The 14,615-nt window shown below is 47.3% G+C and carries 15 protein-coding genes; 9 read left to right on the top strand and 6 right to left on the bottom strand.

The features are described from left to right. Both ACQVGT_RS01290 and ACQVGT_RS01295 read left to right on the top strand, forming a co-directional pair. Entirely contained in the window at nucleotides 1–888 is an 888-nt protein-coding gene (locus tag ACQVGT_RS01290) for an ABC transporter ATP-binding protein (protein WP_046340287.1), read from the top strand. Continuing rightward, the gene (locus ACQVGT_RS01295; protein WP_015385025.1) at nucleotides 885–1,661 is read left to right on the top strand and encodes an ABC transporter permease; all 777 of its coding nucleotides are present in this window, start codon (nucleotides 885–887) and stop codon (nucleotides 1,659–1,661) included. Before ACQVGT_RS01290 ends, ACQVGT_RS01295 begins: the two co-directional genes overlap by 4 nt. On the opposite strand, the gene ACQVGT_RS01300 is transcribed toward ACQVGT_RS01295, so the two are convergent. Both ACQVGT_RS01300 and katX read right to left on the bottom strand, forming a co-directional pair. Continuing rightward, nucleotides 1,658–2,860, bottom strand: coding sequence for an MFS transporter (locus ACQVGT_RS01300; protein WP_015385024.1), 1,203 nt, complete (start codon nucleotides 2,858–2,860; stop codon nucleotides 1,658–1,660). The two genes, ACQVGT_RS01295 and ACQVGT_RS01300, sit on opposite strands and share 4 nt — an antisense overlap. Before the next feature lie 103 nt (nucleotides 2,861–2,963). Further along, nucleotides 2,964–4,607, bottom strand: a complete 1,644-nt coding sequence (gene katX, locus ACQVGT_RS01305) for a catalase KatX (RefSeq protein WP_015385023.1) — start codon at nucleotides 4,605–4,607, stop codon at nucleotides 2,964–2,966. Nucleotides 4,608–4,735: 128 nt separating this feature from the next. On the opposite strand from katX, the gene ACQVGT_RS01310 reads away from it, so the two are divergent. The 7 genes from ACQVGT_RS01310 (at nucleotide 4,736) to licH (ending at nucleotide 11,082) form a co-directional block, all read left to right on the top strand. Further along, complete coding sequence (locus ACQVGT_RS01310; protein WP_003227303.1) at nucleotides 4,736–5,326, top strand: DNA-3-methyladenine glycosylase; 591 nt, start codon at nucleotides 4,736–4,738, stop codon at nucleotides 5,324–5,326. A 28-nt stretch (nucleotides 5,327–5,354) separates the two neighbouring features. Then, entirely contained in the window at nucleotides 5,355–5,513 is a 159-nt protein-coding gene (locus ACQVGT_RS01315; RefSeq protein ID WP_009968374.1) for a small protein YxzF, read from the top strand. Between the two features lie 162 nt (nucleotides 5,514–5,675). After that, nucleotides 5,676–7,595: a transcriptional regulator LicR gene (gene licR / locus ACQVGT_RS01320; RefSeq protein WP_041518112.1), complete on the top strand. Its 1,920-nt coding sequence runs from the start codon at nucleotides 5,676–5,678 to the stop codon at nucleotides 7,593–7,595. 128 nt (nucleotides 7,596–7,723) lie between these two features. After that, nucleotides 7,724–8,032: a PTS lichenan transporter subunit IIB gene (gene licB / locus ACQVGT_RS01325; RefSeq protein ID WP_003218755.1), complete on the top strand. Its 309-nt coding sequence runs from the start codon at nucleotides 7,724–7,726 to the stop codon at nucleotides 8,030–8,032. A gap of 15 nt (nucleotides 8,033–8,047) precedes the next feature. Continuing rightward, nucleotides 8,048–9,406 (top strand): PTS lichenan transporter subunit IIC, encoded by a 1,359-nt coding sequence (gene licC / locus ACQVGT_RS01330; protein ID WP_015385021.1) that lies wholly within the window; start codon nucleotides 8,048–8,050, stop codon nucleotides 9,404–9,406. Between the two features lie 18 nt (nucleotides 9,407–9,424). Then, on the top strand, nucleotides 9,425–9,757 hold the full coding sequence (gene licA, locus ACQVGT_RS01335) for a PTS lichenan transporter subunit IIA (RefSeq protein WP_003227313.1): 333 nt from the start codon (nucleotides 9,425–9,427) through the stop codon (nucleotides 9,755–9,757). Next, the gene (gene licH / locus ACQVGT_RS01340) at nucleotides 9,754–11,082 is read left to right on the top strand and encodes a 6-phospho-beta-glucosidase LicH (protein ID WP_003244285.1); all 1,329 of its coding nucleotides are present in this window, start codon (nucleotides 9,754–9,756) and stop codon (nucleotides 11,080–11,082) included. Before licA ends, licH begins: the two co-directional genes overlap by 4 nt. Nucleotides 11,083–11,114: 32 nt before the next feature. Here licH and ACQVGT_RS01345 read toward each other — a convergent pair whose 3' ends face one another. The 4 genes from ACQVGT_RS01345 to dltC all read right to left on the bottom strand — a co-directional run bounded on the left by ACQVGT_RS01345 (nucleotide 11,115) and on the right by dltC (nucleotide 14,611). Next, nucleotides 11,115–12,206, bottom strand: a complete 1,092-nt coding sequence (locus ACQVGT_RS01345) for a branched-chain amino acid aminotransferase (RefSeq protein ID WP_015385020.1) — start codon at nucleotides 12,204–12,206, stop codon at nucleotides 11,115–11,117. A 141-nt stretch (nucleotides 12,207–12,347) separates the two neighbouring features. Next, on the bottom strand, nucleotides 12,348–13,106 hold the full coding sequence (locus ACQVGT_RS01350) for an SDR family oxidoreductase (RefSeq protein WP_015385019.1): 759 nt from the start codon (nucleotides 13,104–13,106) through the stop codon (nucleotides 12,348–12,350). A 90-nt stretch (nucleotides 13,107–13,196) separates the two neighbouring features. Then, on the bottom strand, nucleotides 13,197–14,375 hold the full coding sequence (gene dltD, locus ACQVGT_RS01355; RefSeq protein ID WP_003227323.1) for a D-alanyl-lipoteichoic acid biosynthesis protein DltD: 1,179 nt from the start codon (nucleotides 14,373–14,375) through the stop codon (nucleotides 13,197–13,199). Then, a complete protein-coding gene (dltC, locus tag ACQVGT_RS01360; RefSeq protein ID WP_003227325.1) occupies nucleotides 14,375–14,611 on the bottom strand; it encodes a D-alanine--poly(phosphoribitol) ligase subunit 2 in 237 nt (78 codons plus the stop codon). Before dltC ends, dltD begins: the two co-directional genes overlap by 1 nt. Nucleotides 14,612–14,615: the final 4 nt, after the last annotated feature.

Consider the following 14,615-nt stretch of genomic DNA (forward strand, 5'->3'; position numbering starts at 1 on the left):
ATGCTGTCTATTGAGTCATTATGCAAAACATATCGGCATCATGAAGCTGTAAAGAATGTCAGTTTTCACGTGAATGAAAACGAGTGTGTCGCACTATTAGGTCCCAATGGAGCCGGTAAAACCACAACACTGCAAATGCTTGCCGGGCTGCTTTCGCCATCCTATGGAACCATAAAGCTGTTAGGGGAGAAAAAGCCGGATCGGCGTTTGATTGGGTACCTCCCGCAGTATCCAGCTTTTTATTCGTGGATGACCGCAAATGAATTTTTAACATTTGCGGGGAGACTGTCCGGTCTTTCGAAGAGAAAATGCCAAGAGAAAATCGGCGAGATGCTGGAATTTGTCGGTTTGCACGAAGTGGCGAACAAAAGGATCGGGGGCTATTCAGGAGGCATGAAACAAAGACTCGGTCTGGCACAGGCACTGCTCCATAAACCGAAGTTTTTGATATTGGATGAACCGGTGTCTGCTCTTGATCCGACAGGGCGGTTCGAGGTGCTGGACATGATGCGGGAGCTGAAAAAGCATATGGCCGTTCTGTTTTCTACACATGTTTTGCACGATGCAGAGCAGGTGTGTGATCAAGTGGTGATTATGAAAAACGGTGAAATTTCATGGAAAGGCGAGTTACAGGAGCTGAAACAACAGCAGCAAACGAACGTTTTTACTCTTTCAGTGAAAGAGAAGCTGGAAGGTTGGCTTGAAGAGAAGCCTTACGTCTCAGCTATTGTCTATAAGAATCCGTCCCAAGCTGTTTTCGAGCTGCCTGATATACACGCTGGCCGGTCATTATTAAGTGACTGTATCCGAAAGGGATTGACCGTCACCCGATTTGAACAGAAAACGGAGTCTCTAGAAGACGTCTATCTAAAGGTGGTGCACGCATGAAGGTGATGATGGCGCTATTGCAGAAGGAGTGGCTGGAAGGATGGAAAAGCGGTAAGCTGATTTGGCTGCCGATTGCGATGATGATCGTCGGGCTGACACAGCCGCTGACCATTTATTATATGCCGGAAATCATCGCACATGGAGGGAACCTTCCTGACGGCATGAAAATCAGTTTTACGATGCCCTCCGGGTCTGAAGTGATGGTCAGCACGCTTTCTCAATTCAACACGCTTGGCATGGCTCTGGTCATCTTTAGTGTGATGGGCAGTGTAGCCAATGAAAGAAATCAAGGGGTAACAACGCTGATTATGTCGCGGCCTGTGACGGCAGCCCATTATATCGTGAGTAAATGGCTCATCCAAAGCGTGATCGGCATTATGTCGTTTGCAGCTGGATACGGGCTTGCTTATTATTACGTTCGGCTGCTGTTTGAGGACGCATCATTCAGCCGCTTTGCCGCAAGCCTTGGCCTTTACGCGCTTTGGGTGATATTTATTGTGACCGCCGGCCTTGCCGGAAGTACGATATTCCGGTCTGTCGGAGCAGCTGCCGCTTGCGGGATCGGGCTCACAGCAGCCGTTTCCTTTGCTGTTTCACTATTTCCAGATGGTGCGAAGTGGCTTCCGGCTGAGATTTGCAAGCAGGCGGAGCATATCCTTCTTCATGGAGAGCGGGCAGATTTTTTCGGATGGTCACTCACTTTCTCCATTCTGTGCATCATGCTTCTGGCCGTGTTTTCTGTGTGGCGATTCCGGCGGTATGAAAGCTATTAATTGATCATGTTACGTTTTTGCGCGAGCATCACAAAAAAGGCAGCAAATGCCAGAGACCCGGCTCCATAAAAAACTCCCGCAAGCCCGATAAGCTGTGCGATTTTTCCGGCAAGAAGGGGCCCGAGGAAGATGCCTAGCGCATAAAATGATTGATAAAACCCCATCACTGACATTTTTAAACGGGCAGAACTGATTTCGACGACATGGCTTAGCAGCAGAGGAAAAACGAAGCCGAGCGCCAGCCCAATACAGGCGTGTGTGATGCAAACCGTGAACAATGCAGCTGAAAAAGGAACGTATAGCAAACAGACCCCGGTGACAGCGAAACTAATGAGCATCACGGAGTAAGCGATACGGTTTGTAAAGCGCAGAAACACAAAGCTTAATGTGGCGGCTGCGTGTGGGAGGAAAAAGGCGCTCATCACCCAAAGCAGCTCCGCGTTACCCATTCCGAGCTGATTCATGTAAAGCGGCGTAAAACCAAACACTGTGATAAATAATACGGCATGGGCCGTCATAGACAGGATGGTGAAAAGCTTCAGCTTTGGCAGCCGCAATGTATCTTTGATGTACTGATTGACACGAATGGTGTCACGGTTTGCGGGAGGAGCAGACGGATCCTTAATAAAGCAGCAGATCACCAAACCTGCGGCAGAGGCTGCCAGCGCCATCCAAAACGGGACCTGTCTTCCTAAGTGGGCTGCGGCGAGCCCGCAGAACACAATGCTGGCAAACTGAGGCATGACGGTAAAAAACTGCATGATGCCCATTGCTTTTGCTGCATTGCCATTGTTGAAATAATGTGCGTATAAGATGGTCGCCATCACCCACATAGAAGCAGTGATTCCCGCGAAAAGCCGGGCGGCCAGCACGAAGAAGAAAGAATCAAACATCAGAAAAAGCAGGCTGCTGAGGACAGAAAAGCCGAACCCGGAAATTAACAATTGCTTGCGCAAGGAAAATAGGATGTCTGACAAAAGGCCGAGTGGGAATCGCAGAAGGATTTGCGTGACCCCGTAGCTGCCGAGAATGATGCCGATTGCGCCATATGAAAAGTGCAGATCCTCCAAATACAGACTGAATACAGGAACGTAAATATAGCCTGAAAACCAGAAACAAAATACCATGCATAAAAAAACGGCGTGATCTAAAGCGCCGATTGTTTTTTTCTGAGGAATCAAGTCCTGCTGTAATTCCATCGTATCTCTCCACCCCTTTCCTTCCAGTACAACACAATTGTTGAAAGCGTTTCAATAGAAAAATAAAAAAACAGGGCTTCAAAAAAAGCCCTGTTCGCTGTTGTTAATACGGATCAGATGGGTGGCTCTCCTGTTCAGCCTGCTTTGCAGCCTGTTCCGTTTCAGTTGTGCCGATCGGCCCGTTGCTGTTGTTTTCGGAAACCTTTTTTAGCCCTTCTGCTACGCGTTTTCCGTAGTCAGGATCAGCTTTTGTGAAATTCTCAATCATTTGATCCTGAATTTCTTTTCGGCACGTAGAAAGCGTATTCACCAAATTCGTAATCAATTCGTTCCGCTCAAATTCAGTAAATCTCCGGTACGTTTCTCCAGCCTGTCCGAAGTTGTTTGTTCTGTCAATCGCTTCACGCTTTACATCACCTTCGACATGCGGCGTATGGTCTTTTCCGTCCTGCTTCGCTTCCTTCAGCCCGCCCATAATGGATGGCTCATAGTTGACGTGCGGGTTTTGTCCTTCTGCTCTATCGACCCGATATTGCATTTGCCCGCCTTCCTGGTTGGTGGCGACATGCTTTTTCGGCGAGTTGATCGGGAGCTGCAGGTAATTTGCGCCTACACGGTAGCGCTGCGTATCAGAGTAGGCAAACGTCCGTCCCTGAAGCAGTTTGTCATCGGAAAAATCAAGTCCGTCGACAAGCACCCCCGTTCCAAATGAAGCTTGCTCCACTTCCGCATGGTAGTTTTCCGGATTTTTGTTCAGCACCAATTTGCCGATCGGTTTCCATGGGAAATCGTCTTTATACCACAGTTTTGTCGGATCAAGAGGATCAAAGTCCAGTTCAGGATGCTCATCATCGCTCATGATTTGAGCATACACTTCCCACTCTGGATAATCGCCATTTTCAATCGCGTCATATAAATCCTGTGTGGCATGGTTAAAGTTTTTCCCTTGAATCTCTTCTGCTTCCTTCTGTGTCAGGTTGCGGATGCCCTGCTTCGGTTCAAAATGGTATTTCACGAGAACGGCCTTGCCCTCCTCATTCACCCATTTATAGGCATGTACGCCTGAACCCTGCATTTGCCGGTAGTTGGCCGGAATGCCCCAAGGCGAAAACAAGAAGGTGATCATGTGTGTCGCTTCAGGAGATTGAGAAATGAAATCGAAGATACGTTCACCATCCTGGATGTTGGTCACTGGATCAGGCTGAAATGCGTGTACAAGATCCGGAAATTTCAGCGGGTCGCGGATAAAAAAGATTTTCAGGTTATTTCCGACCAAATCCCAGTTTCCGTCTTCTGTATATAGCTTTACAGCAAAACCGCGCGGGTCTCTCAATGTTTCAGGCGAGTGTTTTCCATGATTCACAGTTGAAAAACGGACAAATGCCGGTGTTTTCTTGCCTTTTTCCTGAAAGAGTTTGGCCCGTGTGTATGTTGAAATCGGTTCGTCTCCGAAGCTTCCGTACGCTTCAAAATATCCATGTGCACCTGCTCCCCTGGCATGAACAACCCGCTCTGGGATGCGTTCCCGGTCGAAGTGGCTGATCTTTTCGAGAAAATCATAGTTCTCAAGTGTTGTAGGCCCTCTATTCCCGACGGTTCTGACATTCTGGTTGTCAGTAACAGGATGCCCCTGCCTATTCGTTAAGGTATCCTCTGACTCGTTTTTCCCGGATGTCTTATGAGAAAGCGCTTCCTCGCTCCCTTGGGCATTTGATTGGTGCTGCTTGTTTTGATGATCATCTTTCAATGGTTGGCCCTCCTTTTTTGAACGGTAACAATATTCCCTGAATGGAAAGATTTTAAAACAGCCGTTTTTTTTGATCTGCTTCGGGAATGGTACAATGTACAAAAATCGGTAAAAGGAGAGGTCGATTCGTGACAAGAGAAAAAAATCCTCTGCCCATCACGTTTTATCAAAAAACCGCTCTTGAGCTTGCCCCATCGCTTCTGGGCTGCCTTCTTGTAAAAGAAACAGACGAAGGCACAGCGTCAGGCTATATTGTGGAAACAGAGGCCTATATGGGGGCTGGAGACAGAGCGGCACACAGTTTTAACAACCGCCGGACGAAGCGGACTGAGATCATGTTTGCAGAAGCTGGGCGGGTATATACATATGTGATGCACACCCATACATTGCTGAATGTCGTTGCCGCGGAAGAGGATGTCCCGCAAGCGGTATTAATCAGGGCGATTGAGCCGCATGAAGGCCAGCTGTTAATGGAGGAGAGAAGGCCGGGCAGGAGTCCGAGGGAATGGACAAACGGGCCTGGAAAGCTGACGAAAGCGCTTGGCGTCACGATGAATGACTACGGACGCTGGATCACGGAACAGCCGCTTTACATCGAAAGCGGGTACACACCGGAAGCAATTTCAACCGGCCCGCGCATCGGCATTGACAACAGCGGGGAGGCACGCGATTATCCATGGCGTTTCTGGGTGACGGGAAACAGGTACGTGTCGCGTTAGCATGTTTAAGGAAGAGGCAATCAGGGGAATGGTTGAGAAAAAAGAAGGGAGAATCGGAGCTTTGAAAAAGATGATCAAAACCGTTATCAAATGGGCGCCGGTCATTTACCCGATTGTTCGAAAAATCATGAAGGACCGAAAGGCGTCTAAACAAAAGAATATGTCCGCATCTAGAACAGCCGGCTGACCCCGGCTGTTTTTTTATAGGTCAGTTTTCCCTCTAGTCCTCCGGATGTTCATTGACTTGCCATTCTCTCCATTATAGAATTTATATACATTTCGCATCCCTTCATCATCCTTTCTGCCTATTCACTGAATCCCTGCATCTACTAGATAGGAGGTTTTTCTCATGCTTCATGGGCGACTTCGTGATATTCTGCGCTTGCTGATGGCGGCTGAAGCCCCGGTGACAAGTTCGTTTTTTGCCGCGCAATTAAACGTAACGACGCGGACAGTCCGCAATGATATAAAGGAACTGCAAGGTGTGCTAAGCGGCCACGGTGCCTTTGTACAATCTGTAAGAGGCTCCGGCTACAAGCTCCGCATTGATGACGAGCAAGTATTCAGAACACTGCTGCAAGATGTATTTCAGCAAAAAAAGGGCCTGCCGGTATTGCCGGAGGAGAGAATGGCCTATCTTATGAAACGTCTGCTGCTGGCGGACCATTATCTCAAGCTCGATGAACTGGCTGAAGAACTATTTATCTCAAAATCTACACTCCAAACGGATTTAAAGGAAGTAAAGAAACGTCTGCTGCCTTACCGCATTGTCATGGAAACACGCCCGAATTACGGCTTCAAGCTGCGCGGGGACGAGGTACAGATAAGGTACTGTATGGCGGAGTACATTGTTGATGAAAGAGAAACGGAGATAGATGTTTTGAATGAAAAGGCTGATATTTTGCCAAAAGAAGAAATTGAGATCATCCGTTCCGCCATCTTGAAAAAAATGAAAAACGACCGCATCCCTCTGTCCAACATGGGACTGAATAACCTCATTATCCATATCGCTATCGCCTGTAAACGGATCAGAACGGAAAACTATGTATCTCTTTTCCCGAAAGATATGGATCATATCCTGCATCAAAAAGAATACCGGGCTGCAGAAGCCATCGTAAAAGAGCTGGAATCAGCGCTTGCCGTTACGTTTCCGAAAGACGAGACGGCCTACATCGCCATGCATCTCCTTGGCACAAAACGAATGACACAATGCGGAGAGGACACATTCTCAATAGAAGAAGAAACCGATCAGCTGACACTTGCCATGATCAAAGCTGTTGATCGTGAACTGAAGCTTGGCATCCTGCATGACAAAGAGCTGAAAATCGGCTTGGCCCTGCATATGAAGCCGGCGATCAGCCGCAACCGATACGGCATGAATCTTCGAAATCCGATGCTCGCAGCGATCAAGGAACATTATCCACTCGCTTTTGAAGCCGGGATCATAGCCGGAATCGTGATAAAGGAACAAACGGGTATTGAGATTCATGAAAACGAAATTGGATATTTGGCCCTCCACTTTGGCGCCGCGATTGAACGAAAAAAAACAGAAAGTCCGCCGAAACGCTGTATCATTGTATGCGCATCGGGTGCCGGAAGCGCCCAGCTTCTGCGCGAAAAACTGCGTTCCCATTTCGGCAAGCGGCTCGATATTCTTGGAACGGCTGAATATTATAGTCTTGATCAAATGTCCTACGAATCAATTGATTTTGTCATCAGCACCATTCCGATTAAAAAAGAGCTCCCTGTACCAGTACTGAAGGTTAACACCATCTTAGGCGGAACTGACTTTACAAAAATCGAATCTATTCTGAGTGATGAAAAGGAAAAAGCCAATCGCTACCTAAAAAAAGAACTCGTTTTTTTTCAGGAGGATCTGCGCTCAAAAGAAGAAGTGATTCAATTTTTAGGGCAGAAAGCGGTCGAATGCGGCTTTGCCGATGAAGAAATCATAGATTCCATTTTTGAAAGAGAAGACATGTCGCCTACGTGTTTTGGCAATCTTGTTGCCATCCCGCACCCGCTTGTTCCACAGACGAAAACAACGTTTTGGGCCGTTTGTACGCTCAAAAAACCGATCGATTGGGAGAGTCAGCGAGTTCAATTTGTCTGTCTGCTTTGTGTCGAAAAGGAGAACAAAGCGGATTTGCAAAGCATGTATAAACTGCTTGGCAGCATTTTGGATGACCCGGCGGCGGTGAACCAGCTGGTCAAATGCCGTTCATATCAAGAGCTTTCGGATGTGTTTGACCAAAAAATGCTGAGCTGACAGCCTGTATATACCTTTTTTCCGTTGCCTGCGGAAAAACCCTGAGTGTTTATGAAAGCGATTTCATAATATGATGATAGCAACAGCAGGACATTACAAAATTGATCAAACTCTAGGGGGTCTTTTACATGAATATATTACTCGTTTGTGCAGCAGGCATGTCTACTAGTTTACTGGTGAGCAAGATGGAAAAAAGTGCGCAGGAACAGGGAAAAGACTATACCATTTGGGCAGTTTCAGGCGATTCTGTACAAAATCATATCGATAAAGCGGATGTATTGCTTCTCGGTCCGCAAGTCCGTTACATGCTTCCGCAGCTCAAAAAATTAGGAGAGTCAAAGGGGGTTCCGGTAGACGTCATTAATACCGTCCATTATGGCACGTGCAACGGGGCGGAAGTGCTGAAATCAGCTGAACAGCTTGGACATGTGTCATAGAGAGGGGCGGGCTATGTGAATAAAGTCAATCAGATCTTAGAAGAAAAGGTCATGCCTATAGCGGGAAGAATTGCGGGACAGCGTCATTTGCAGGCGCTGCGTGATGGTATCATCCTCACGATGCCCCTGATTATCATCGGTTCCTTTTTCCTCATCATTGGCAACCTCCCGATCCCGGGATACGCTGAGTTTATGGCAAAAACGTTTGGCAGCTCGTGGTCTGAAAAACTGGCCTACCCAGTCGACGCGACCTTTGAAATTATGGGTCTTGTCGCCGCGTTCGGCATCGCCTACCGGCTCGCCGAGAAATACGGCGTTGATGCCTTGTCGGCCGGAGCCATTTCCCTTGCGGCATTTTTATTAGCAACACCTTATCAAGTGCCGTTTATGCCGGATGGCGCGACGAAAGAAATCATGGTTGGCGGCGGGATTCCGCTTTCGCTCATGGGAAGCAAAGGCCTGTTTGTCGCCATGATTATCGCAATGGTGTCCACAGAGATTTACCGCCTCATTATCCAGCGCAATTTAGTCTTCAAAATGCCGGACGGTGTTCCGCCGGCGGTAAGCAAGTCATTTGTCGCGTTAATCCCCGGCTTTGCCGTTATCTTCCTGATTTGGACAGCCCGGCTGATTGTTGAAGCGACACCGTTTGAAAGCCTTCATAATATTGTAAGCGTTTTATTGGGGACTCCGCTTTCCATTCTGGGAGGAAGCCTTGGAGGAAGCCTTGTCGCCGAAGCCGTCAAAATGCTTTTATGGGCCTGCGGCCTTCACGGTGCAAACATTGTCGGCGGCGTCATGGCACCGATTTGGTACGGCGCAATGGATGCCAACCGGATCGCATTCCAAGCCGGTGAGGAGCTTCCTAAGATTTTCACCCAGCAATTTTTCGATATCTGGGTCAATATCGGCGGAAGCGGCGCCACATTGGCACTGGTTGTCACGATGTTCCTGCGCGCCCGAAGCAAACAAATGAAGCAGCTCGGGAAGCTTGCGGTCGGCCCGGCCATCTTCAATATTAACGAACCGATTATATTCGGAATGCCGATCGTCATGAACCCAATGCTCTTACTTCCGTTTATCATCACGCCGCTTGTCACAGTGACACTCACGTACATCGGAATGAGCACCGGCCTTGTCGCCAAACCGGCGGGTATCGCAGTGCCGTGGACCATGCCGCCGATCTTTTCAGGCTACTTGGCGACAGGAGGAAAAGTCTCAGGCGCGGTCATGCAAGCCATTAATATTGCCGTGTCCTTTGTTGTCTACTATCCATTCTTCAGAATGTGGGATAAGCAGAAGCTGAAAGAAGAAAACGATCTGGAGCTGGTCCAAACGCCTGCAGCATCAGATGACAAAGAAGCGGCTCTGTAGAGAAAGGAAGTGAATCGCGTGAATGAGGAAATGGAACAAATCATTTTTCAAATCATCCTTCACGGAGGAAACGGTAGGAGCTCCGCAATGGAGGCCATTGCCGCTGCGAAAAGCGGTGACGCAGAAGAAGCGCGGAAAAAGCTTCAAGACGCTGCTGAAGAATTGTCAAAAGCCCATCATTATCAGACAGAGCTGATCCAAAATGAAGCGGGCGGAGAAAAGACGGAAATGACGCTTCTGATGGTTCATGCACAGGATCATTTAATGAATGCAATGACAGTGAAGGATATGGCTGCAGAGATCATTGAGTTATATGAAAAAATCACCGAGCAAAGGGGAGCAAGCATATGACAAAAGGATTGAAGATTGTAACGATTGGCGGAGGTTCAAGCTATACGCCCGAGCTAGTGGAAGGGTTTATTAAACGGTATGATGAGCTGCCTGTGCGCGAATTATGGCTCGTCGATATCCCTGAGGGCGAAGAAAAGCTGAATATTGTCGGCACACTCGCCAAACGGATGGTTGAAAAAGCTGGCGTCCCGATTGACATTCATCTTACGCTCGACCGGAGAAAAGCGCTGAAAGACGCAGACTTTGTCACGACTCAATTTCGCGTCGGACTTTTGCAGGCAAGAGCAAAGGATGAGCGCATTCCACTAAAATACGGAGTGATTGGCCAGGAAACAAACGGCCCGGGAGGCCTGTTTAAAGGATTGCGCACAATTCCGGTCATCCTTGAGATCGCAAAGGACATAGAAGAGCTTTGCCCGAACGCTTGGCTTGTTAACTTCACAAACCCTGCCGGCATGGTAACAGAAGCCTTGCTTCGCTACTCCAACCTGAAGAAAGTCGTCGGTCTCTGTAATGTTCCAATCGGCATCAAAATGGGCGTAGCCAAAGCGCTTGATGTAGATGTGGACCGCGTAGAAGTCCAATTCGCCGGACTGAACCATATGGTATTTGGGCTGGATGTTTTCTTGGACGGCGTAAGTGTGAAGGAGCAAGTCATCGAGGCGATGGGCGACCCGAAAAACGCGATGACGATGAAAAACATCTCAGGCGCCGAATGGGAACCGGATTTCTTGAAAGCGCTTAATGTCATCCCTTGCGGCTATCACCGTTACTATTTCAAAACAAAAGAGATGCTGGAGCACGAACTGGAAGCATCACAAACGGAGGGCACCCGCGCTGAAGTCGTACAGAAGGTCGAAAAAGAGCTGTTCGAGCTTTATAAAGATCCAAACCTTGCGATTAAACCGCCGCAGCTGGAAAAACGGGGCGGAGCTTACTACAGTGATGCAGCATGTAACTTAATCAGCTCCATTTATAATGATAAACATGACATTCAGCCGGTGAACACGATCAATAATGGTGCAATAGCGAGTATTCCAGACGATTCCGCAGTTGAAGTGAACTGTGTGATGACGAAAACCGGCCCTAAGCCAATTGCTGTCGGCGACTTGCCGGTGTCTGTCCGCGGCCTTGTCCAGCAAATCAAATCCTTTGAACGTGTCGCGGCAGAAGCGGCAGTTACAGGTGACTATCAAACTGCACTCCTTGCCATGACGATTAACCCGCTTGTCCCGTCCGATACTGTGGCCAAACAGATTTTAGACGAAATGCTGGAGGCGCACAAAGCGTATCTGCCGCAGTTTTTCAACAAAATTGAAGCGTGAAAAAAGCCGGCCTGTAATGGGCCGGCTTTTTTTTACTTGCTTTCAGTCAGCGCTGCGACTTCGGTCGTCCATCCGAATTCGTCTGCGACAGCGCCTTTTTGAATGCCTGTAATCGTGTCATATAGTTTTTTTGCGATTTCCCCTGTTTCGCCATTGTTAATTGACAGTGTTTCATCCTGCCAAATCAGCTCGCCTACTGGGGAAATAACTGCTGCTGTACCAGTTCCGAAGGCTTCTTCCAGGATGCCATCTTTATGGGCTTGGATGACCTCATCGATCGCAATTTTTCGTTCTGAAACTTGAAGGCCCCAATGCTTAAGCAAGGCGATGACTGAATTGCGCGTAATGCCTTCCAGGATGGTTCCGTTCAGCATCGGCGTTACGATTTCACCGTTGATTTTGAAGAAGATGTTCATGCTTCCGACTTCTTCGATGTATTTCTTCTCAATGCCGTCCAGCCAAAGCACTTGGGAAAATCCTTTCTCTTCGGCGACCTGCTGCGCTTTTAAGCTTGAAGCGTAGTTCCCTGCGGTTTTAGCATTTCCTGTTCCGCCTTTTACCGCACGGACAAATTCACTTTCAACAGCGATTTTGACCGGCTTAATGCCTTCTTTGTAATAAGAGCCGACCGGAGAAAGAATGATCAAGAGCTTATACGTATGAGATGCCGCAACACCAAGGAAAGGCTCGGTTGCGATGATGAACGGACGGATGTAAAGGGACGTGCCCTCCGCATTTGGAATCCAGTCTTTATCAATTGCGACAAGCTGCTTTAAGCCTTCAAGAACCTGTTCTTCATCAATTTGCGGGATGCAGAGGCGGTCGTTTGATTGATTCAGGCGTTCCATATTTTTTTCCGGTCTGAAAAGCAGGACATGGTCATCCTCTGACACGTAAGCCTTTAACCCTTCAAACACGGTTTGGCCGTAGTGATAGACCATTGCGGCCGGATCCATTGATAAGGGCTGATAAGGAATGATTCTTGGATCGTACCAACCTTTATCTGCCGCATAGTCCATTACAAACATGTGGTCAGTAAACACTCTTCCGAACGAAAGCTGATTTGGGTCTGGTTTCGGTTTTTTTGTTGATGTCAATTCAACGCGAATCGTTTGTTTAGTCATGGTCAATCTCCCTGCTGTTAAATTGTTTATATTATCAAACTTATTTGAAAATAATTATATTCTATTGTATACCTTCAACAAATAATCGCAATAGGTTTGCTCAAATTTGTAAGAAATTCATATGAAAAAAAGCAGGAGAAATTAATTCTCCTGCGTGTTCATTTGCTCGAATAACCTGTCATAATCGGCGCGAGTGGCATCCCGAAGACCTTCAACACGTTCATTTGTAATCTCCTGTTTGCCTTCCTTCAAGCCGTCCAAGAAATATTGAACATATTCTTCAGATGAAATGCCCCGGTACGTCAGGCCTTGTTTATCGCGTGATTTTTGGTTTAAGCCCGTGTCCACCATAGGCGGTGCCATTTCAATCACTTCCACGCTCGTGTCACGGAGCTGGTGTCTGAGCGTAAGCGAGAACGAGTGAAGTGCTGCTTTTGTTGCGCAGTACACCGGATAAACAGCTAACGGGTTAAACGCAAGCCCGGATGTGACCTGAACGATTGCCGCCTCAGGCTGCTTCATCAAATGAGGTGTGAAAAGGGCGGATAAATGGACAGGAGCTTGGAAATTAAGTTCAATTTCATCGCCGTCCACAAAAAGCTCTTCTGTCCCTTTTTTAAAGTCAATTTCCTTTTGAATGCCGGCGTTGTTGACGAGAACATTCAAGTTCGGATATTCCTTTAAAGCCCATTCATACAATGCTTCCCGCTGCGAACGGTCTGCAACATCACATTGCTTTGTATGGATGTTTGGGAGCTGCTGCTTCGCTTCTGCAAGACGTGCTTCGCTGCGTCCGCAAATGATAACTTCATTGCCGAGCTCCAGCAGGCGCTTGGCAAGTTCAAGCCCAATGCCAGCAGAACCCCCTGTGATTAAAACCGTATTGCCAGTCATCTTCATTGGATGTAACACCTCTTAATTAAGTTGGCTGTGATTCCTTTACTATTTCAAATCTTAGCAGGAAATATGCAACCGCGTCCTATGAGATGCTCAGGATGAAGTGACTTTTCCGGTTTTATAAAATTCGTCAATTGCTTTATCGACATACACCCAGCCTTTCCAGCCGATGTGAATGGTGTCTTTCATGAAATACGGGTCATATTCATGCCCTGAGAAATCAGCAACCTGGAAGCCCTTCGCTCTGATTTGTTTATTTACCTTTTTGTAATAGTCAGTGCGTCCTTTTTTCGGGAAGCCCGTGTAATCGTACCATTTCCCGTTAACCGGAATGGTGACAAACATAGGCTCTGCGCCCGCATCCTTCAGGATATCGAGCATCATTTCAAAGTCGCCATATTCCGGTGACACCGCATACGATCTTCCTTTGTTTTTCCCTTTTAGCTTAGGCACTTTCGGCTTCAGCTTTTTATAGACAGGGTTGTCGATGTGAAAATCGTTAGAACCGGAGTGGCGTTTGCCTGATTGATCCGCTAGTTTATTCAATTCAGACCATGACTTATCCTTTACTGACTGCGAGATATAGCGCTTTGGCCCGGATGATTCTGTCGTTGAATAATACAGATCTTTCTTTTCCAGCATGCTGTAATACACTTTCGCCGCCGGTTTCAGCGCGTTCACTTTCCACGTCTGGCCGTTTACCATTGCTTTGTACAGCTCAGAAAGAATGGCATCGTTTTGCACAGCCTTGAAGCGCAGCATGCGTTTCATCATTTTCTTTTTAATTTCAGGGTCGATCTGATCGTTAAATGCCAAATCAAGCCCTTGCAGCGCAGAATAGTTCGGCGCGAAATGCTGTTCATCAGACCCGCGCTTAATAAACCATTGCGGAGACACGATGAATACGATTTTTTTGCCCTTCAGCTGATCCATATGGGCAGCGAAGTTTAAAGAATGAATCAATGACTGGGATCCGCCTTTGCCGACAAGGTATGGCGTGAATCCCTCATTGTTTACCTGAAAATAATTAGATGGGTGGAACTCGTCCAGCCGAGAAAGCTCAGAAGACCCGTAAATCGGAAGATATGTCGGATCTTTGAGCATCTGATCTTGTAAATATAGCCCTTGAAACATACTCGGATTCAAGGCTGTTGCTGACTCTTTCACACGCTTATCGGTGATGAAGCCTGTCAGCCATGAAGATGGAATTGCGATGGCGCCTGCGAATAGAATAAACGCCAAAATAATTGGACCGAAAAAACGCTTTTTCATTATTTCAACTCAGACAGCTGATTTACAATGTTGTTAGGTGTATTCCAAACGTCCCGGTCAAATTCAGTGATCGGCACTAAAATATCAAAACGGTTTTCAATCGCAAGCAGCAATTCTACTGTTCCAAAAGAATCAAGCAAACCTTCTTCAAAAATTTCAATATCAGGATTTTCCTTTACGATGTCATCCTGGCAAACCTCTGCTAAAACGTCTAATACCTCTTGTTTAAAATCCATAGCT

It is taken from the genome of Bacillus sp. SCT118 (assembly GCF_058566435.1).